General features: G+C 68.3%; 17 protein-coding genes. 4 read left to right on the top strand and 13 right to left on the bottom strand.

Annotated elements, in window-relative coordinates; translation table 11 throughout:
- Nucleotides 1-41 precede the first annotated feature (41 nt).
- Entirely contained in the window at nucleotides 42-1,508 is a 1,467-nt protein-coding gene (locus tag ACT535_RS13405; protein ID WP_476364769.1) for an MFS transporter, read from the bottom strand.
- Nucleotides 1,509-1,709: 201 nt separating this feature from the next.
- Here ACT535_RS13405 and ACT535_RS13400 point away from each other — a divergent pair, with 201 nt between their 5' ends.
- Nucleotides 1,710-2,465, top strand: coding sequence for an SDR family NAD(P)-dependent oxidoreductase (locus ACT535_RS13400; RefSeq protein WP_476364768.1), 756 nt, complete (start codon nucleotides 1,710-1,712; stop codon nucleotides 2,463-2,465).
- 376 nt (nucleotides 2,466-2,841) lie between these two features.
- On the opposite strand, the gene ACT535_RS13395 is transcribed toward ACT535_RS13400, so the two are convergent.
- The 6 genes from ACT535_RS13395 to ACT535_RS13370 all read right to left on the bottom strand — a co-directional run bounded on the left by ACT535_RS13395 (nucleotide 2,842) and on the right by ACT535_RS13370 (nucleotide 8,362).
- Nucleotides 2,842-3,888 carry an acyl-CoA dehydrogenase family protein gene (locus ACT535_RS13395; RefSeq protein WP_476364767.1) on the bottom strand — a complete coding sequence of 349 codons (1,047 nt, stop codon included), beginning with the start codon at nucleotides 3,886-3,888 and terminating at the stop codon, nucleotides 2,842-2,844.
- Nucleotides 3,885-5,039 carry an acyl-CoA dehydrogenase family protein gene (locus ACT535_RS13390; protein WP_476364766.1) on the bottom strand — a complete coding sequence of 385 codons (1,155 nt, stop codon included), beginning with the start codon at nucleotides 5,037-5,039 and terminating at the stop codon, nucleotides 3,885-3,887. Before ACT535_RS13390 ends, ACT535_RS13395 begins: the two co-directional genes overlap by 4 nt.
- The gene (locus ACT535_RS13385) at nucleotides 5,026-5,466 is read right to left on the bottom strand and encodes a Zn-ribbon domain-containing OB-fold protein (RefSeq protein ID WP_476364765.1); all 441 of its coding nucleotides are present in this window, start codon (nucleotides 5,464-5,466) and stop codon (nucleotides 5,026-5,028) included. The genes ACT535_RS13390 and ACT535_RS13385 overlap by 14 nt, the downstream gene beginning before the upstream one ends.
- A 1-nt stretch (nucleotide 5,467) precedes the next feature.
- Nucleotides 5,468-6,634, bottom strand: a complete 1,167-nt coding sequence (locus tag ACT535_RS13380) for a thiolase family protein (protein ID WP_476364764.1) — start codon at nucleotides 6,632-6,634, stop codon at nucleotides 5,468-5,470.
- A 106-nt stretch (nucleotides 6,635-6,740) separates the two neighbouring features.
- Nucleotides 6,741-7,529: an ABC transporter ATP-binding protein gene (locus ACT535_RS13375; RefSeq protein ID WP_476364763.1), complete on the bottom strand. Its 789-nt coding sequence runs from the start codon at nucleotides 7,527-7,529 to the stop codon at nucleotides 6,741-6,743.
- Nucleotides 7,530-7,534: 5 nt separating this feature from the next.
- Complete coding sequence (locus ACT535_RS13370) at nucleotides 7,535-8,362, bottom strand: ABC transporter permease (protein ID WP_476364762.1); 828 nt, start codon at nucleotides 8,360-8,362, stop codon at nucleotides 7,535-7,537.
- A gap of 222 nt (nucleotides 8,363-8,584) precedes the next feature.
- On the opposite strand from ACT535_RS13370, the gene ACT535_RS13365 reads away from it, so the two are divergent.
- On the top strand, nucleotides 8,585-9,556 hold the full coding sequence (locus ACT535_RS13365; RefSeq protein ID WP_476364761.1) for a LysR family transcriptional regulator: 972 nt from the start codon (nucleotides 8,585-8,587) through the stop codon (nucleotides 9,554-9,556).
- Here ACT535_RS13365 and ACT535_RS13360 read toward each other — a convergent pair.
- The 6 genes from ACT535_RS13360 to ACT535_RS13335 form a co-directional block, all read right to left on the bottom strand.
- Nucleotides 9,543-10,541, bottom strand: a complete 999-nt coding sequence (locus tag ACT535_RS13360; protein ID WP_476364760.1) for an ABC transporter substrate-binding protein — start codon at nucleotides 10,539-10,541, stop codon at nucleotides 9,543-9,545. The genes ACT535_RS13365 and ACT535_RS13360 overlap by 14 nt on opposite strands.
- A 51-nt stretch (nucleotides 10,542-10,592) precedes the next feature.
- The gene (locus tag ACT535_RS13355; RefSeq protein WP_476364759.1) at nucleotides 10,593-11,378 is read right to left on the bottom strand and encodes a crotonase/enoyl-CoA hydratase family protein; all 786 of its coding nucleotides are present in this window, start codon (nucleotides 11,376-11,378) and stop codon (nucleotides 10,593-10,595) included.
- A gap of 53 nt (nucleotides 11,379-11,431) precedes the next feature.
- Nucleotides 11,432-13,570: an acetate--CoA ligase family protein gene (locus tag ACT535_RS13350; RefSeq protein WP_476364758.1), complete on the bottom strand. Its 2,139-nt coding sequence runs from the start codon at nucleotides 13,568-13,570 to the stop codon at nucleotides 11,432-11,434.
- Nucleotides 13,571-13,928: 358 nt separating this feature from the next.
- Complete coding sequence (locus tag ACT535_RS13345; RefSeq protein WP_476364757.1) at nucleotides 13,929-15,110, bottom strand: thiolase family protein; 1,182 nt, start codon at nucleotides 15,108-15,110, stop codon at nucleotides 13,929-13,931.
- A 47-nt stretch (nucleotides 15,111-15,157) separates the two neighbouring features.
- Complete coding sequence (locus ACT535_RS13340) at nucleotides 15,158-16,186, bottom strand: aldo/keto reductase (protein ID WP_168458851.1); 1,029 nt, start codon at nucleotides 16,184-16,186, stop codon at nucleotides 15,158-15,160.
- Between the two features lie 108 nt (nucleotides 16,187-16,294).
- Nucleotides 16,295-16,732, bottom strand: a complete 438-nt coding sequence (locus ACT535_RS13335) for a MarR family winged helix-turn-helix transcriptional regulator (RefSeq protein WP_476364756.1) — start codon at nucleotides 16,730-16,732, stop codon at nucleotides 16,295-16,297.
- Nucleotides 16,733-16,862: 130 nt separating this feature from the next.
- Here ACT535_RS13335 and ACT535_RS13330 point away from each other — a divergent pair, with 130 nt between their 5' ends.
- Both ACT535_RS13330 and ACT535_RS13325 read left to right on the top strand, forming a co-directional pair.
- Complete coding sequence (locus ACT535_RS13330; protein WP_476364755.1) at nucleotides 16,863-17,309, top strand: (2Fe-2S)-binding protein; 447 nt, start codon at nucleotides 16,863-16,865, stop codon at nucleotides 17,307-17,309.
- A gap of 4 nt (nucleotides 17,310-17,313) precedes the next feature.
- Nucleotides 17,314-19,551, top strand: coding sequence for a xanthine dehydrogenase family protein molybdopterin-binding subunit (locus ACT535_RS13325; RefSeq protein ID WP_476364754.1), 2,238 nt, complete (start codon nucleotides 17,314-17,316; stop codon nucleotides 19,549-19,551).
- Nucleotides 19,552-19,703: the final 152 nt, after the last annotated feature.

Genomic DNA, 19,703 nt, shown 5'->3' with positions numbered 1-19,703 from the left:
CAGCCGGGCGCCGGGATGCCGCACCCCCGTTGCAAAAGCCGCTAGGAGCGAGGCCTTAGAACGCAGAGGAGTGCGGCAATGAGCGCCATGAGGGCGACGAGGACGATGCCCCATTCCACGGCATCGACTAGCGTGGGACCCGATACATCCCTCATCCGATCCGTCATCCCCCCCGCCTGCTTCAGGCCGAGGGACAGCGTGGAGGTGGCCCCTGCGACGCCGAGGCTGGTGCCCAGCACGCGCATGAGGTTGAGCAGGGCGCCGGCCTGGGTCGCCAGGTCCGCGGGCGCGGCCTTGAGGGTCGCGTGATTGTTGGGGGCGATGAAAAGCCCCAGCCCGGCGCCGAACAGCATGAAGGCCAGGAAGCTCATCAGCCGGCTCGCGGCCGGGTCGTCGGTGCCGATGCCGAGCAGCAGCAGGCCGAGCAAGCAGATGCCCATGCCGCCGGCGCCGAGCAGGCGGATGCCCATGCGATCGGCAAGGCCGCCGCTGAACGGCGCGACCAGCCCGAGAATCACCGGAATGACGGCAAGGCGCAGCCCCGCCTCCCACGCCTGCTCCCCGTAACCGTGCTCCAGCAGGAACGACATCAGAAAGAACATGGCGTAGAGCATGGCGTAGCCGAGGGCCACGGCGACCGCTCCGAGAGCGAATCCGGAGCTCGCGAACAGCTTGAGGTCCACCAGCGGAAACGCCGTGCGCCGTTCCTGCCGCACGAGCAGCCAGAGCAGCCCCGCGGCGAGCAGGACGCTGCCGATGGTCTGCGGTGATGTCAGTCCCCAGCCGGCCGCGTGGTTCAGCGCCCGCACCAGAATGACCAGCGCCGGCGCGAGGAGAAGCGCGCCCGCCCAGTCGAACCGCGCATCGGGCCGGGCGCCGGAGGAACGGGGCAGGGCGATCCAGCCGGCGACGGCGGCGAGGAGCCCGAACGGCACCGTCAGCCAGAAGATCCAGGGCCATCCCAGCGCGCCGAGGACGATGCCGCCCACGGCCGGCCCCGCGCTCATGCCGATGGCCTGCGCCGCGGCGAAGACGCCCAGCGCCCGGCCGCGCTTTTCCTCCGGCACGGCGGCGACGAGGATGGCGATGCTGTTGGCGCCGAGCAGCGCCCCGCCGATCCCCTGCACCACCCGCGCCGCCACCAGCGAGGGCAGGTCCGGCGCCAGCGCGCACAGGGCGCTCGCCGCAACGAAGATGAGATAGCCGACGAGATAGAGCGTCTTGCGCCCATGCATCTGGCACAGGCGCCCGAAGATGGGCAGGAAGGACGCGAAGGCGACGAGATAGCCGAGCGACACCCAGCTTACCGCATGCAGTCCGGCATCGAATGTGGTGGCGAGCGTCGGGAGCGCGAGCTGGACGATGGTCGCGTCAAGCTGGCCGACGAAGGCACCAATGCAGACGAGGCCGACGACGATCCAGGAATGCCACGGCAGGGCTTCAAGAGCTGCGAGGGGCGCCGGTTCGTGCGTGAGGCGGGCGAGGCGCGCCCTCAGTGGACTGCGCACGGACCCGTCCTGTGCGGCGCTGCCTGAAAGTCCCTGCTCCATCGATCCATCGTCGCTGTGTACGGCTGTGTTCTAGTCGAAGGCGATATCTCTTGTCATGCGGGTACGGTGCTGCCGCGCAAGGCTGGAGATCGGCCGGGCGATCTTTTATCACCGCCACGGTCGGCCGCTGCGGCGGCGCGACGCAACCGGGGACGGAATATGGCGCGAAGGCTCAATCTGACGGGGCGGGTGGCGGTGGTGACGGGTGGGGCGAGCGGCATCGGCCTTGCCGCCGCAACCGCCATGGCCGAGGTCGGTGCCCGCGTCATCCTCGCCGACCGTGACGGGGACGCGGCCGCGCGCGCCGCCGCCGGCATCCCCGGCGCCGAGGCGCTCGCGCTCGACGTGACCGACGAGGCGGCGGTCGCAGCCGCCTTCGGGCAGGTGGTGGCCGGCCATGGCGGCCTCGACATCCTCGTGAACAATGCCGGCCTCTCCATCCGCAAGGGGCTGACGGAGCTGGACCTCGCCGACTGGGAGAAGGTGTTCGCCGTGAACGTCACCGGCGGCTTCCTCTGCGCGCGGGCGGCGGTGCCGTCCATGACGGCGCGGGGCGGCGGCGCCATCGTGAACGTGTCGTCCATCATGGGGCTGAGCGGCGGGGGGCCTTATCCCAACCCGGCCTATCAGGCGAGCAAGGGGGCGGTGGTGAACTTCACCCGCGCGCTGGCCATTGAACTGGCGCCGGTGAAGATCCGCGTCAATGCGGTTGCGCCCACCTGGGTACGTACGCCCTTCATCGATCCCCTGATGCGCGATCCGGACAAGCTCGCCGCCATCGAGAGGCTGATGCCGCTCGGCCGCATCGCCGAGCCGGAGGAGGTGGCGGACGCCATCCTGTTCCTCGCGAGCCCCATGGCGGCCATGGTGACGGGCCACGTGCTGGCGGTGGACGGAGGGTTCCTGGCGCAGTGAGGAACGGTGGTTCAGGCAGGTCGGGGACGGTGGTGCCGGAATTAGGGATGATCGGAGTGTATAGCTAAGCTGGATGGCCTCGCAGTGGTTCGAATTTCCTGCATGGCGGAGAAAAGGGTTTCAAATTCCGCGAGTTCCATCGGGTCATAACTAAGGTAGTTCCCGGCGTTTCGCACGAGAACGACGTATGAATCTCCGTCACGTCCTTGTTTGAGGCGGAGCGAAATTGTTACGGCACCCCCACCGATTGAGATGTCGATCTTTTTGACTACGCGACCCGTGAAAACGCGCCTTAAGCCGCGGAAAAAGTGCCACACCATTACTTCTCCTGCCAAGGCTGTCGGCCAAAACAGCGTCACATTATCCTGAGTGTCGCTTATCTTTCCAACTGGCTTTGGCTGCGAGGAATCGAGTTGGCGTGAAAGGAAGCCTGCGGCGTGCCGTAGGCGGAGGCGAGGGTCGCCACCCGGCGGAACAGCGGGGCGAGGACGTATTCATCCGAGAAGCCGATGGCCCCGTGCATCTGCACGCAGTCCTTCAGCACCATGCGCGCGGTCGCCGAGGCCTTCGTCTTCGCCATCGCGCAGGCGGTGCGCTCCGTCTCGCCGCCGACGCTCAGGGCGGCCTCGCATACGAGTGCCCAGGCCGCCATATGGGCGACATGCAGCGAGGCCGCCCGGTGCTGGAGCGCCTGGAACGCGCCGATGGGTTGGCCGAATTGGGTGCGCACGCGGAGATAATCCATCGTGAGGGCGAGCGCGCTGCGCACGAGCCCCATCAGGCTGGCAGCTGCGCCGAGGCGCAGCCGGTCGATGGCCATGTGAAACGCGGCCATCGCGCGAGGCCCCTGCGCCAGTTCGCGGCCGGCGCCACGCGGCAGGGAAAAGACGCGTTGCGCGCTGCCGTCGATGGTCCGGCGCAGCGGTACGGCGTCTAGCTCGGCGGTCCGTATGGCGGTGATCCGGAAGGACTGGCCCTCGCCGTCCGCGTAGATGATCTCGTCAGCCCAATGCGCGTCGAACAGCACCAGGTCCGCCCCGGGCGACATGGGGAAGGCGCCGGGTTCCGCCAGCAGGACGATCGCCTCTCCGTCGAGCACCTGCCGCAGGAGAGCCGCCGCCGCTGCGCTTTCGCAATCGGCGAGAAGCGTCGCGATGGCCAGCACGGCCGGCAACGGCTCGGGCGCCAGCGTCGCGGCGGCGCCCTCGAGCAACATTACCATGTCGAGTGCGGTGCCGCCCCATCCGCCGGAGGCCTCGGGAACGAGCAGCCCCGCCCAGCCCGCGCCGGCGATCTCCGCCCACGGAGCCCGGTCGATGCGCGGCCACGCCTCGCCAGCGGCGCGGATCCGCGCCACCCCGTCGCCCAGAAGCTGGACCAGGCTGTCCCGCATGAGAACCTGCTCGGGCGTGGGCTCGATCATGGCCGCTTCCCCTTTGGAAGTTTCAACACGCGGTCGGCAATGAGGCCGCGCTGGATCTCGTTGGTGCCCCCGTAGATGGACAGGCGGCGGGATTGGAGGAACAGCTCGCTAAAGTCGATCATGGTGCCAGCCACCATCTCGGGCGCCTTCAGCGGTGCGGCGGAGCCGGCCAGTTCCTGGGCGATGTCGAGCACGCGCTGGGTGGTCTCCGTGGAGAGAATCTTGAGGCCGGAAGGATCCCCTGCCTTGCCGTGCTCGGCGGCGGTCAGGATCTGCAGAAAGGCCGCAGTCAGCGCTGCCACCTCCATCTCCGCCTCCGCGACCTTGAACTGCCCGTAGTCCCCAAGCGCCGGCCCAAGCGCCCGCGCCATGCGCCGCACACGCTCCAGCGCGCGCAGGGCGTGAGAGGGGGCGCCGAGCTGGATGCGCTCTTCGTCGAGAAGGGCGGTCACGATGTTCCAACCGCCGTCGAGCGTACCCACCACGTTCGCGCGGGGTACCCGAACGTCATCGAAGAACACCTCGCAGAACTCGCACTCATCGGCGAGGGTGCGGATGGGGCGCCGGGAGATGCCGGGCGACTTCAGATCGATGAGGAGGAAGGTGATGCCTTGCCGGCGGGGTAATTCCTCGTTGGTACGCACGAGGGCGTAGATCCAGTCCGCATGATGGCCCCAGGTGGTCCAGATCTTGTGGCCGGTGACGACAATCTCTTCGCCTTCCACGCGCCCGCGCGTCCTCAGCGACGCGAGGTCGGAGCCTGCGCCGGGCTCCGAATAGCCTTGGCACCAGATGACAGCCCCGTTGAGGATCGCCGGCAAATGGCGCGCCTGCTGCTCCGGCGTACCGAAGCGCTGGAGGATGGGGCCGATCTGGTTGAGCCCTTGGGTCGGCAGCTCCGGCGCGCCGATGCGCGCGGCCTCCTCCATCAGGATCACCTGCTCCACCGGCGAGGCACCCATGCCGCCGAACGCCTTCGGCCAATGGGGCGCGATCCATCCGCGCTGTGACAGGCGGCGATACCAGGAAAGCGCCTGCGCCGGCTCGGGCCGGAAGGTGAGGTCGCGCAGGTCATGGGGAAGCTCGGCCGCGTACCAGTCGCGCACCTCGCGGCGGAAGGCCTGCTGTGCCTCGGTCTCAATCCTGAGCATCGGCCGCCCCCTGCGCCAGCGTCCGGAAGGCGGGGTAGGGCGTGCCGTCGCCGAGATGGTCCCATGCCAGCTCCACCGCGGCGCCGATGCACGCGCGCTCGGACGGGCTGTCGATGATGTTGGCGATGAGGCGAACGCCCTCGGCCAGTTCCACCGTGGCCACGGTCAGCGGCAGCCGGCCGGCAAGGCCCGGCCCCGGCACCCGCACCACCGTCACGGCGTAGATGGTGCCGAGGCCGCTGACCTGCCGCCATTCGACGTTCTGGCTGCCGGTATAGAGGCTGAGCGGATGGGGCGGGTGCTGGAAGCGGCCCGTATCGAGGCACATCTGCAGCATCAGCCGCCCCTCGCGGGCACCGTCCCAGAAGGGCTGCGAGGGGACGTAGCGGTTGGCGGCCGGCACCGGCCTTGCTTCGGTTTCGGCCATCTCACACCTCCAGGATCATCGCGGCGCTGCAACCCCAGTTGCGGCCGTAGGGGATGACGCCGATGCCCGTGACCAGCGCGTTGCGCACCCCCGGCACCTGCCGCTCGCCACCCTCGCCGAAGAGCTGCCGCACCGCCTCGGCCAGGTTCAGCCCGCCGCTGGCAAGGCCCGGCTGGCCGGCCGAGATCTGGCCGCCCCCGGTGTTGAGCGGCAGCGTTCCGGTGAAGGAGAAATCTGTGTCGAGGACGAAGGCCGAGCCCTCGCCGGTGGCGCAGAAGCCGAACGCCTCCAGCTGCATCAGCACGGCGATGGTGAAGTCGTCATAGGGCTGGAACATGCCAACACCGGCGGGGGTGAGGCCGGCCTTGGCGAACACCTTCGGCGCGATGCGATAGAAGCCGTTGTCGGTGATGTCCGCCAGCGGATCGGCGCCGTTGTGGTTGGTCACCTCGGCATAGGCGGTGGGATGGGCCACCTTCTCGATGCCGCGCGCGCGGGCCTCCTCTTCGCTCATGACGAGGAAGGCATTGGCGCCGTCGCAATACATCACGCAATCGAGCACGCGCAGCGGATCGGCGATCGGGCGCGAAGCCAGATAGTCGTCCATGGTCAGGGGCTTGCGAAACTTGTCCAAAGCGTTGGGATTGCGCAGCGCGTGCTCGCGCTGGGTGATCGCGATCTTGCCGAGCGCACGGGGATCGAGCCCGTACTGGTGATCGTAGCGGCTCATGAGCAGGCCGAAGGTGGCCGGTGGCCCCTGCACGCCCTGCGGGTCCTGAAATTCAGGCCGGTAGGCCCCGTAGTTCGCTCGGAAGGCGGTGCTCGGCGCGTCGGCGGAGAGGACGACCGCAATGCGGCACGCGCCCTCGCAAATGGCCCACATGGCCCGCGCAACGCCGCCTGCCGCCGAGCAGCCGCCGATGCCGCCGGCATTCAGCCAGGTGGGAGTGAGGCCGAGGGCATCCGCCATGTAGACGGCGAAGAAGGGATTGGTGCCCTCGCTCAGGGCCAAGGTCACCGAAAGGCCGTCGATTTCGTCTTTCCCGATGCCGGTCATCTCAAGCAGCTCGCTCAAGGCAAGGCCGGCGAAATCATAGGCGGATCGGCCGCTCTGGTAGACCACCTTGGTCTCGGCATAGCCGGCGATGACCACGTCTGTCCGTGCCATTCTGGCACCTCCGGATGATGAAGCTGGGACGGCCGGCCCAAGGCACGGCTGGCCGATCACCGGCGGCGCGCGGCTGCCGATGCTGAAAGGGTGATGCGCAGGCGGGTCAGCCGGCGATGACGGGGGCGGTGCTCTCCTCGTCGTCCGCCTCGCCCTCGTCGCCCATGGCCTCGGCGATGCGGGCGTGGCAGGCGCGCACGCGGGACGGGTCGCCGCGCAAATCGGGCGTGATCTCTTCCGTCAGCACGATGCGCGCGCCCGGATTGAGCACGATGGCCCGGTCCGCGATCTCGATGGCATCCTCGATGCGATGGGTCACGAACAGGCAGGTCTTGCCGAACTCCTTGGCGATGCGGTGGAAATCGCGCCGCAGCTTGCCCGCCGTTGCATGATCGAGCTGGCTGAAGGATTCATCGAGGAAGACGATGGCCGGGTCCACCGCCAAAGCGCGGGCCAGCGACACGCGCTGGCGCATGCCGCCGGACAGCTCGTGGACATATTTGTCCTGCGCGCCCTTGAGGTTCACACGCTCCAGCCATGCCAGCGCCCGCGTGCGGGCTTCGGCCTTCGGCACGCCGAGGATGAGGAGGCCGAGCTCGGCATTCTCCACCGCCGTGCGCCACGGCAGCAGCCTGTCAGTCTGGAAGGAGACGGCGATCCGTCCCTTCAGCTCGCGGAACTGGGCATGGGGATCGAAGCCGGCGACGCGGATCGTACCCTGATCGGGGCCGATGGTGCCCATGACCAGATTGAGCACGGTGCTCTTGCCTGCGCCGGTGCGTCCCAAGAGCGCGACGATCTCGCCGGGCTCCACGCGCAGGCTGAAGTCGTCCACCGCGACGAAGCCGCCGAAGCTCTTGTGGATGTTACGGATCTCGATGACCGGATCAACCATGCCCATCACCGCACCGCCACTTCCGGCCGCCACTTCAGGAACAGCTTCTCGATGGCCGAGACGCCCCATTGCAAGGCGATGTTGAGGATGACGAGCAGGAAGGTCCAGGCGAAGACCTGATCGATGCGGAAGCTCGACTGGGCAAGGCTCATGCGCGAGCCGATGCCGATGGCCGAGGCGACGAGTTCAGCGAAGACCGCCATGCGGATGGCGTAGCCGACGACCGATTTGGTGGTGATGAAGATGTAGGGGACGATGTGCGGCATGATCATGTAGCGCAGCATCTGCCAGCGGCTCGGGCGGAAGCTCTCCACCATGTCCACGAGATCCTTCGGCAGCGCGCGGATGCCCTCGTAGACGTTCATGGCGTAGAAGGGCAGCAGGATCACCGTGAGGATAAAGAAGATCCGGGTCTCGGTGTCCTTGAACCAGAACACTGCGATCAGCATCCAGGACAGCGCGGGGATGCCGGTGTCGATGACGATGATGGCGCGCAGGAAGGGGCGCACCAGCGGCACCATGCCCATGATGGCGCCGACGATCACCCCCGCGACCAGCGAGAAGGCCAGCGCCGCGGCGAGGCGCGCCAGTGTCACCAGCACGTGCATGCGGTCGCCGAAGAGGATGTCGCCCGTGGCGTGGAGCACGCTCATGGGCGAGGGCATGATGTAATCGGGAACGTGGCCGCTGGCGATCTGCATCGCGATGACCATGGCCGCGACCACGACAAGCGTCGCTACGACGTCGCTTTGTCCCGAGCCACGCCTCGAAGCCTTGCGGGCGGGCGCAGGCCGCAGGGGCGGCCGCCCTGTCGCAACAAGGTTGTCGCTCATCGTGTGCCTTTTCCTCCCGCATTGCCCGCCTTCGGGTCGCGCACATCGGCGCGGGACCGGCGGATTGGCGCCGTTGCGGCCCTGGGCGCCGAGCGCCCGGAGCCGAAGCACCTTCGTTGGAGGGGACCATAGCACCCCCGCCAGCGGCACAAAGCGCGGATTTGCACAGCGCGTTGTTCCAAAATTGGGACAATGCTAGAAACCATCGCCCGGGAGGAAGAGATGAACTTCGACCTTAACGCGCTGGTGGTGTTCTTCGAGGTGGTCAACCAGGAAAACATTACTCGAGCTGCGCGGTTACTTGGCCAGCCCAAGTCGACCGTCAGCCGGAAGATCAAGCATCTGGAAGATCAGGTCGGCGCGGCTCTGCTCAAGCGCACCAGCCGGCGCATTCTGGTCACCGACGAGGGGCGCCGTTTGCACGATCACTGCTCCCGCATTGCCGCGGAGCTGGAGAGCGCGGGGTTGCAGACCACGCAGCGGCGCACCAGCCTGCGCGGCAAGCTGAGGGTGAGCATGCCCATCGATTTCGGCACTGGCTGGATCAGCAGCGCCATCGCGTCCTTCGCCGAAAAGTACGCGATGATCGACCTCGACGTGCACGTCAACGGTCGGTGGGTGGATGTGACGGAGGAGACCTACGACATCGCCATTCAGCTCGGCAGCCACGTCAATCCGGGCGTCCCGTCGCGCCGGCTGACGGCGCTCACGCGCGGGATTTACGCCAGCCCGAAGTACTTGGGGCGGCTCGCCGCAGCGCCCCGACGCCTTGCCGACGTCAAGGGCGTGCTCACGGAGCAGCAGGTGGCGGAGGGGATCTGGCAGGAGGAGGCGCGCGGAGAGGCGGATCGCCACGGAACGGTGCGCGTCAACAATATCGGCGTCGCGCGCGAACTGGTGATCGCGGGCCTAGGGGCGGGCGTGCTGCCCAATGTGATGTGCCGGGGCGACGTGGCCAACGGCCGTCTGGTGCGGCTCGAAATGGAGGAGGAAATCCCGGCGCTCCAGGCGACGGCGACCTATTTTGCGGGCCGCCATGTGCCGCAGCGCACCCGCGTTTTTCTCGACCACGTGGAGGCCTTCCTGGCCGCCGACGGGCCGGCGCGTCTCGACCGGCGTGACCAGGCCGAGCCGGTGCGCCGCCGCCCGGTGGGCGACGCGCGCAAGGACCCCGCGAACGTCAGGACGCGATGAAGAAGCCCGGATCGATGGACTGCTTCAGCAGTCCGTTCCGCTTCAGGAATTCGCCGGCCTTTGTCATCTGGGCGCGCTCGTCCGCCGAGGCCATGGAGCCGAAGCGGAAGCTCAGCCGCTTCGAGGTCAGCGCATCGAGAAGCACGGGCGCCGGCGCGCCGGCCGAGTCCGCGACAAGGCTCACCGCTTCCTTCGGATCGGCGATGATGCCGTTGATGGCGGCCTCGAACGCTGCGCGGATGCGGCGCACCCGCTCGGGATCGCGTTCCGCCAGCTCGCGCCGCACCGCGATGCCGAAATAGGGCAGCTCCGCGCCGCCGCTGATCTCGCGATAGGCGTTTCCGGCGTTGAAGATGAGCGAGAGGTCCTTCCGCCGCGCCAGCGCCGAGCTGATGTTCGGCTCCCACGAGAGCCCCGCGTCCGCCCGGTTGGCGAGAACCATGGTCATGGACGAGGCCGGATTGTCGACGCCCTGGATGTTGATGTCACGCCCCAGCTCCAGGCCGTAGCGCTCCTTGATGAGGCTCGACACCATGCGGAACGTGCCGGTGGATTGCGGCGCCGCCAGCGTCTTGCCCTTCAGCTCCGGGATACCCTTGATGGATGGCTCGCCGGTCAGGATGGAGATCATGCTCGCGGTGGTGATGGTGCACAGCATGCGGATGGGCACGCCCGCCTCGAAGCGCTGGGCGAAGACGTCCCAGCTGCCGATGCAGACATCGTAATTGCCGGCGGCGAAATCGTTGTAATAAGTGGAAACGGTGGCGTATTCGCTCGGTGCGGCGAGGCCGACGCCGGGCGCGTCGCCGAGCTTCTTCTGCTGCATGTAGCGGGCGATGAGCACGGTGAAGCCGGGCACAAGATAGGCCCAGCGCACGGCATCGCCCTGCGCCCATGCTCCCCGCATCGGAAAGCCCGCCAGCGCGCCCGCGCCGGCACCGAGGCCGGCCCGCAGGAGCGTCCGCCGATCGACGAGATGGCCCATTTCGTCCTCCCTGTTTTTTTATGATGCTGATTTGTGTTCTCGGGTTCTTCTCTATTCGGGCCGCGCGAGGGCGGGTGCGCGCTTTTCAAGGAAGTCTTCCAGGCGCTTCAGGGCCTCGGGCGGCCGCGTCATGGATGTGTTGAGATATTCCATGAACAGCCCGTCGTCGTGCGACAGGTCGTTGATGCGCGGCAGGACGTTGGTGATCATCCAGTTGGTCTGGGGCACGTTGGAGGCGATGACGCGGGCGAGCGCCTTGGCCTTGGCCAGCGCTTCGCCGGCCGGCACCACATATTGCGCGAGGCCGCAGCGGCTGCCCTCCTCGGCGGTAAGGAGGCGGCCGGTCAGCATCATGTCGGCCATCATGGGATAGCCGATGATGCGCTGGGTGCGCACGCTGCCGCCGCCGCCCACGAAGATGCCGCGCTGGCCCTCGGGCAGGCCGAAGAAGGTGGTCTCGTCGGCGACGCGGATGTGCGTCGCGGAGGCAAGCTCCAGCCCGCCACCGATGGTGGCACCGTGGAGCGAACAGACCACCGGAAAGTTGCCGCGGGCGATGAGATCGAAGGTGGAGTGCCACAGATGGCGCGGTCTGCGCTTGCGGGGCGCCTGCCCCTCGGGCGTGAGGCGCTTCGACAGTTCGGCGAGATCGAGCCCGGCGGAGAAATTCTGCCCGTGGCCGAAAAGCACGGCGGCATCGATCTTGTCGCCGGCGTCGTTGAGCACGTCGCGAAGCTCCATCAGCAGCGCGTCGTTCATGGCGTTGCGCTTATCCGGCCGGTTGAGGCCGATCAGCGCGATATTGTCCTCGACCTCGTAGGTCACGAGCGCGGGCATGTCAGGCTCCGATACTTGGTGCGTTACTGTCGCTTTGCTTTCCGCCGGAAGCTCTAGCTTCCGGTGCTGACGATGAGAGCATCGAGCGCGACGGCGCCGCGGCCGCGCTCGTAGACCATGAGCGGGTTGATCTCGACATCGGTGATCTCAGGCGTCGCGAGCAGCAGGCGGCCGATGGCGACTGCCACGTCGGCGGCCGCCTCCACATCGACCGGCGGCTGGTTGCGGAAGCCGTAGAGCATCTTCGACGCCTTCAGCTTCCCGAACTCGGCCACGAACTCCTCGCGGCTGGCGTCCGCCGCGACGAGCCGGACATCGCCCAGCGCCTCGACCATGATGCCGCCGAGGCCGATGAGCACCACCGGGCCCCAGCGCGGATCACGCCGGCCGCCGACCACCAGTTCCAGCCCCTTCGCCGACATCTTCTCCACCAGCACCCCGTCCAGCGCGAGGCCGGGCTGGGCGCGGGAAATGTTCGCGTGCAATGTGGCCCAGGCGGCGGCGAGCGCATCGGCATCGGCGAGGTTGAGGATGACGCCGCCCGCCTCCGTCTTGTGGGCCAGCGCGCCGGCCTGCGCCTTGATGACGACGGGATACCCGATGGCCTCGGCCGCCGCATGCGCCTCATCCAGGGTCTGCACGAGGCGTCCGCCGGGAATTGCTATGCCTTCGCCTTGCAGCAGACTTTTGCCCAGCCATTCCGGCAGGGTGCCCTTCGGCAGATCGCGCGCCCGGGTCGATGCTGCGGCAGCGGGCGCCGGGCGCGGATCGGGCTGGCGGACGATCCGCGCCAGCGCCTTCAGCACCCGGTCCGACGAGCGGGAGACGATCACCTTGCTGGTGCGGGCGATCTCCAGAAACTCAGGCGGCAGGGGCAGTTGATCGCCCAGCATGGCCATCGCCACCGGCTTCGTGCTCTGGCCCCGCGCCTCAACCACCTGCTCCACATAGGCCTTGGCATGAGCAGGAGACACAATGGGGATGGAGATGGCGACGGCGCCGATGGCCGGCTCCTTCAGCAGCGCCGCGACGCCCGCGCCCACCAGTTCCGGCCGCCACACCGCCTCGGTGCCGAGATCGATGGGATTTTTCGGCGAGATGAACGCTGGCAGCAACGCCTTCAGCTCGGCTTCGGTGGCCGGCGAGAGAGCCGGAATGTCCACGCCGATATCGGCGCAAAAATCATGGGCGATGCCGCAGAACGCGCCGGAGAAGGTGAGGATGCCGAGCCCCCCTCGGGAGGGCGCCGGATAGCGCGAGAGAATCTCGGCAACGTCCATGAATTCGTCGAGGGTCTCCACCAGATGGACGCCGGCGCGCTCCACCATGGCCTTCATCACCGCATAGTCGCCGGCCAGCGCGCCGGTGTGCGACTTGGCGGCCTCCTGCGCATGGGGGCTGCGGCCGGGGAACAGCATCACCAGCGGCTTGCCCATGACCCGGGCGCGCGACGCGGCGGCAAGGAACACGTCCGGCCGCCGGATATCCTCCGCATAGATCATGATGACCCGCGTCGCCGGATCGCCCACCAGATGATCGACGAAATCGCCGAGGCCGAGATCCATCTCGTTGCCCGTGGAAATGTTGTAGGAAACCGCCACGCCGCGCGAGTTCAGACCGTGCCGCAGGTGATTGGCGAGGCCGCCGGACTGGGAGACGATCGCGACCGCATCGCGCGTTCCCTCCGGCATCACCGGCACCTTGTTGACGCCCACGAAGGTGATGCTGAAACCGGCCGCGTAATTGGTGAAACCGAGGCAGTTCGGTCCGACGACGACCATGCCCCCCGAGCGCACCCGGGCGCCGATGCGCTCCTGCTCCCGCCGACCCTCCTCGCCCGTCTCGGCAAAGCCCGAGGCGAAGACGATGGCGGAGCCCACCTGCCGCCCCATGCACGCTTCCAGCGTCGCCTCGACGCTCGCCGCCGGGACGGTCAGCACGGCGAGGTCCACGCCGAGCGGCAGCTCGGCCATGTCTGTTGTGACAGTGAGGCCGTCGATGACGCCAGGGGTGCGCCCCACGAGATGGATCGCCCCGGCAAAGCCGTTCTCGCGCAAGTTTCTCAGCACGATCTGGCCCGCCGACTGAGGCTTGGCGGACATCCCGATGATGGCGACCGACTTTGCGTCGAGCAGGCGGTCCAGGCCGTGGGTTCGCTTCGCCTCGGTCGCCAGCTTGATCGGCATTCCCATGTGTTCCTCCGCCGTCGGAAACCCCGCCACAGGTGGGAGAGTCCGGCTGCCAATTGGTTGTTTTGGCAGTTCTCAGAGGTGGGGTATCAGCCGGCGCGGCCAGCGGAAAGCGCGCATTGACTGCCCGCCGCGTTCCAAAATTGAGACGATGACCCAAGAGAAAAACCCGCCGCTCGGCCGGTCTTGCTGTCGCGCATGCGCTATCGCCTGCGACGCGCCACGTCGATGCGGACGGAAATGCGGTGGGGTCGGCCTTGCTCCGCGCAGGACGCTCCTGGCCGACCCCGAGCGGCCTGCATCAGGGGCGGCGTAGGTCGATGAACAGGTAGCACCAGATGGCTAGGACTATCCCGGCCCCTCAGATCGCTTCGAGCGCGAGGGCGATGCCCTGTCCGCCGCCGATGCACAGGGTGACCATGCCGCGCTTCAGCCCGTCTCGCCGCATGGCGTGGAGCAGGCGGGTGATGAGGATGGCTCCCGTGGCGCCGATGGGATGGCCATGCGCCACCGCTCCGCCCTCCACGTTCACGATGTCCTCCGGCAGGCCCAGTTCGCGCGCGACGGCGATGGGCACGGCGGCAAACGCCTCGTTGATCTCAATGCGCTCGATGTCGCCGAGGGACCAGCCGGCGCGCGCCAGCGCCTTGCGCACGGCCGGCACCGGGCCGAGGCCGAACAGGCCCGGCTCGACCCCGGCGATGCCGAAGCCGGCGAGCCGGCCGAGGGGCGCGATGCCCTTCGCCTCGGCGAACGAACGCTCGGCCACGATCATGGCGGCGGCCGCGCTATTGAGCCCCGGCGCGTTGCCGGCCGTGATGGTGCCTTCGGGGCGGAAGGCCGGGCGCAGCTTTGCCAGCGTCTCCATCGTGGTGTCGGGGCGGGGCGCCTCATCCGTGGCGAAGGCTTCGACGCCCCTCTTGCCCTTCACAGCCACCGGGATGATCTCCTCCACGAAATGACCTTCGGCCTGTGCGGCGGCGAAGCGCTGCTGGGAGCGCGCGGCGAAGGCGTCCTGCTCGGCGCGGGTGATCTGGAGCTTTTCGACGAGATCTTCCGTGTGCCAGCCGGAATGCTTGCCGGAGAAGGCGTCGTCGAGCCCGTCCGTGAGCATGCTGTCCAGAATCTGCGCGGGACCCATGCGATAGCCCCAGCGCCCGCCATCCATCAGATAGGGCGCGCGGTCCATGTTCTCCATGCCGCCGGCGATGCCGACGTCGTGGACGCCGGCGGCGATCTCCAGCGCCGCGGAGACGACCGCCTGCGCGCCGGAGCCGCAGACGCGGTTGACGGTCATTGCGGGCACCTCCACAGGCAGGCCGCCATGGATCGCCGCCTGCCGCGCGGGGTTCATGCGGTTTCCGGCCTGGATGACGTTGCCCATCACCACGCTGCCGATGGATGCGGGATCGAGCCCGGAGCGGCGCAGGGTCTCGCGCACGGCGATGGCGCCGAGTTCGGTGGCCGGGGTGCCCTTCAGCGTGCCGTTATAGGTGCCGATGGCAGTACGCACCGGATGGGCGATGATGATGTCTGTGGTCATGATGATCTCCTTGATCGGACGATGCGGCGGCCGGCATCGCGGGAATGTCAGGCGACCGGCAGGGCCGGGCGTTCGGTGTCGCCCGCCGTCTGCGCCACGGCCGGAGCGGTGGAGGCCTTTTCCTCCGCGCTGGCCGCATCGAGGCGGCCAATCTGGTCGGGCGACAGCACCAGCGCGGCGGCGCCGAGATTGCTGGTCAGCTGGGCGAGGGAGCGCGGGCCGATGAGTGGGATGGCGCCGGCGCGGCCGGCTCGGTCCCGCTTTGCCCAGGCGATGGCCACCTGATCGGGGCTCGCGGCCTGCTCGGCCGCCACTGCGAGCACGGCATCGAGAGTAGCGCTGCGCCGGGGAGAATTCTCGGCCTGGAACACGCGCCCGCCCAAGGCCTCGGCGCGCCCCTTTTCACCCCCGCGATACTTGCCCGTGAGCATGCCGCCGCCGAGGGGCGACCAGGTGACGGCGCCGAGGCCTAGCGCCGTGCAAGCCGGCAATAGATCACCCTCCGGCTCCCGGCGCACGAGGCTGTATTCGAACTGCGCCGCGGCGATGGGGACGGCGCGGGTCAGTTCTGCCAGCGTGACGGCACGGGCGAGGCGCCAGGCGGGGAAATTGGAGAGGCCCGCGTAAAGGATCTTGCCGGCACGGGCGAGATCATCGAGGCCGCGCACGATCTCCTCGGCCGGCGTCACGTCATCTGGATGGTGCACCCAGTAGAGATCGATGCGGTCCGTCTTCAGGCGCTTCAGGCTCGCCTCCAGCGAGGCCACCATGGCCTTTCGGCTGTTGCCGGTGACGAGGCGGTTGGCGTTCGGTGCGGCGCCGTTGGTGAACTTGGTGGCGAGGAGGAAATCCTCGCGCCGGCCGTCCAGCAGGGGCGCCAGGAATTCCTCGGACTGGCCGAACTGGTAGACGTCGGCGGTGTCGATGAAATTGCCGCCGGCCTCGGCATAGGCGTTGAAGATGGCGGCGCTCTCGTCCGTATCCGCGCCATGGCCCCAGCGCCCGCCGAAATTGGCGGTGCCGAGGGCGAGTTCGGAAACCCTGAGGCCGGTGCGGCCGAGCAGTCGGTACTTCATCGTGGTCAACTCCTTCTGGGGCGGCGGCAAAGGTCCGGCCGCCTTCGATCGTAAATTACGGGCATATGCCCGTATCTGGCGAAGCAAGTAGTAGGACCATCCTCAGTCTCAGAGGGCGGCGAGGAGATCCCGCAGTTGTTCGAGCCTTTCCTTGCCCAGCCGCTCCTCCATCGTCTTCTGGCCCCGGTTCCAGGCCACGACGGCGGTCGTGAGGAGTTCGGTGCCCTGCTCGGTGAGGGCGATGCAGGACACGCGCTGGTCGTCCTTCCCGTGCCGCATCTCCAGCAGTCCGTGCTTCGACAGGACGCGCACGTTTCGGCCGACGGTGGAGCGGTCCAGCTCGAGCATCCGGCCGAGCTCGGTCATGCTGACCTCGCCCTTGTCCCGCACGGTGCGCAGCAGAGAATACTGCGCGACGTTGATCCCGAGTGGGACGAAACCCTCGTCATAGATAGCGCTGATCCGGCGCGTCGCCCGGCGCAAATGGGCAGAGTGGCAGGGGGTATCCATAATTCGTGTATATACCCGTAACTGACCGCCGTCCATCCTCCGCTGCATGGCGCCCGGGCCCGGCGCATCGCCGGCAACTTGTCCGGAATCGCCTCGTCTTCGTCCTGCGGCGGGGGATCTGGTCGCCCTAGGCTCGGGGCGAACCCCCTTCACACGGAACCAGCGCATGACCACCATCACCGTCAACGGCACGGCCCATAAGGTCGATGCCGAGCCGGACACCCCGCTCCTGTGGGTGCTGCGCGACACGCTCGGCCTCACCGGCACGAAATACGGCTGCGGCATTGCCCAGTGCGGCGCCTGCACGGTGCTGATGGACGGGCAGGCCGCGCGCTCCTGCCAGATGCCTCTGGAGAGCATCGGCACCGCCGACATCCGCACCATCGAGGCCATCGGCGAGGATGCCGTTGGCCAGAAGGTGGTGGAGGCGTGGGTGGCGCAGCAGGTGCCGCAATGCGGCTACTGCCAGTCCGGGCAGGTGATGGCGGCGACCGCCCTCCTCAAGCAGACACCCAAGCCCACCGACGCCGACATCCTCGACGCCATGACCAATCTCTGCCGGTGCGGCACCTACAACCGCATCGCGGCGGCCATCCATCAGGCGGCGGGGTGAGGCCATGGAAGCGCTGACGAAAGTCCGACCGGCCCACGCCGTCCCGCTGATGCCCTCAGAGGGCATCGCCAACCTGTCCCGCCGTGGCGTGCTCGGCCTCGGCGGCGCCGCGCTGATACTCGGCGTGCTGATGCCGGCGCTTCCGGGCCGGGCGCAGGCACCGGCCGCCATCAAGCCCGGCACCCGCGTGCCGGCTTTCCTCGTCATCGGCCGGGACAACAGCTTCAAGATCCTAAGCGCCTTCGTCGAGGGCGGACAGGGGATCAGCACCGGCATCGCCCAGACCATCGGCGAGGAGCTGGACGTGGACCCCGCCCGCTTCACGGTGGAGTGCGCCCCGCCCGGTCCGGACTATGCGGTGATCGACGGGCTGCGCATGACCGGCGGCAGCTTTTCCACCCGCTCCAGCTACACCGTCATGCGCCGGCTCGGCGCCACCGCGCGGGAGATGCTGATCCGTGTCGCCGCGGCCCGCCTCGGCGTGACGGCAGAGAGCCTCACCACCCGCGACGGCGAGGTGATCCATGCGGCGACCGGCCGGCGCATTCCATACGGCGCGCTGGCCGGGGAGGCTCTAGCCCTCGATCCGCCGGTCGAGGTGAAGCTGCGCGATCCGGCCACCTTCCGCTGGCTCGGCAAGGCCGTGCCGCGCATTGATGTGCGGGCCAAGTCCACCGGCAAGGCGGTCTATGCCATCGACCAGAAGCTCGACGGCATGCTCTACGCCGCCGTCCAGCACGCCCCGCATCTTGGCACAGAGCCCACCGCCATCGCCAACGAAGCCGCGCTGAAGGCGATGCCGGGCGTTCATGGCATCCATCGCCTGCCAGGTGCCGTCGCCGTTACGGCGGACAGCTGGTATCGCGCCCGGAAGGCGGTGGAGGCGGCCGAGGTCTTGTGGTCCGCCCCGCCAGCGACGGGGTTCGATGCGGTGGCGGCGGATTTCTCCTCCGCCGGCTTCCTCAGTGCCCTCAAAGCGAGCAAGGCGCCTGCCGTGCCGGCCGAGCAGGACGGCAAGGCCGAGGCAGCTTTCGCCAACGCCGCCAACGTCATCGAGGCGGAGTATGACGCCCCCTATCTGGTCCACGGCCAGCTGGAGCCGGCCTCCTCCATGGCGCGCTTCAACGCCGACGGCACGCTGGAGCTGTGGGTGCCGAACCAGATGCCCGAGGTGTTCCAGCAAGTGGCCGCCAAGGTCTCCGGCCTGCCGCCGGAGAAGGTGATCCTCCATTCGCCCATCCTCGGCGGGTTCTTCGGCCGGCATTTCATGTACGGCCCGGGCAATCCGTTCCCGCAGGCGATCATCCTGGCGAAGGAGACGGGGCGGCCGGTGAAGGTGCTGTGGTCGCGGGAGGAGGAGTTCAAGCGGGATGCGCTGCGCCCGCTCAGCTACAGCCGTTTCCGCGCGGCCATCGGGGCGGATGGCAAGCCGCAGGCCATCGAGGTGCGCACGGTAGGGGAGGGGCCGCTCGGCCGCTATTTCGGCTTCGGCGCCAATGGCGGGGTGGACCCCTCGGCGGTGGAGGGCATCATCGAGAAGCCGTACGCCATCCCCAACCGCCGGATGGACTATGCCAAGGTGGCCCATCCCGTCACCATCGCCTTCTGGCGGTCGGTGGGACACTCCATGAACGACTTCTTCTACGAAGGCTTCTTCGACGAGATGGCCCTGGCCGGCGGGCAGGACCCCTTCGAGCTGCGCCGCGCGCTGCTGAAGGAGAAGCCTCGCCACCTGAAGCTGCTGGAGACGGTGGCCGCCATGTCCGGCGGCTGGAAGCGGGGGCCGTTCGAGGCTCCGGGCGGCAAGCGCGCGCGGGGCGTCGCCATGGCCTCCCCGTTCGGATCGGAGACGGCGACCATCGCCGAGGTCTCGCTGGAGGGCGGCGAGGTGAAGGTCCACGAGCTGTGGATCGCCTTTGATCCCGGCAGCGTGGTCAATCCGGCCATCGTGAAGGCACAGGTGGAATCGGCCGCCGCTCTGGGCCTCTCCGCCACCTTGTTCGAGGAACTGGCCTACGCGGATGGCGTGCGGCAATCGCATAATTTCGACGACTATCCCATCCTGTCGCGCGCCAACATGCCGAAGGTGAACGTGGAGATCGTCGAGAGCGGCGCACCCATGGGCGGCGTCGGCGAGCCTGGCCTGCCCGGCGTGCCGCCAGCCGTTGTGAACGCCGTCGCGGCGCTTACGGGGCGGCGCATCCGCACGTTGCCGCTGGCGAAGACGAAGCTCGGGGCTTGAGGCTCGGGGCTTGATACCCCGCGCAGACGGACGAAAACGCGGCGATTCCGGTCATCTGCCCCGTATGGCCCACTGCGACGGGGCAGGGCGACTTGCATTCTCGATGCTATGTCCCAGATTGCCTTAAGCGGCAAAACGGGACATCGGAGCGG

Source organism: Xanthobacter sp. DMC12, assembly GCF_056314105.1.
The sequence above is the reverse complement of the archived record's forward strand: the minus strand, read 5'-3'. Positions and strand labels throughout refer to the sequence as shown.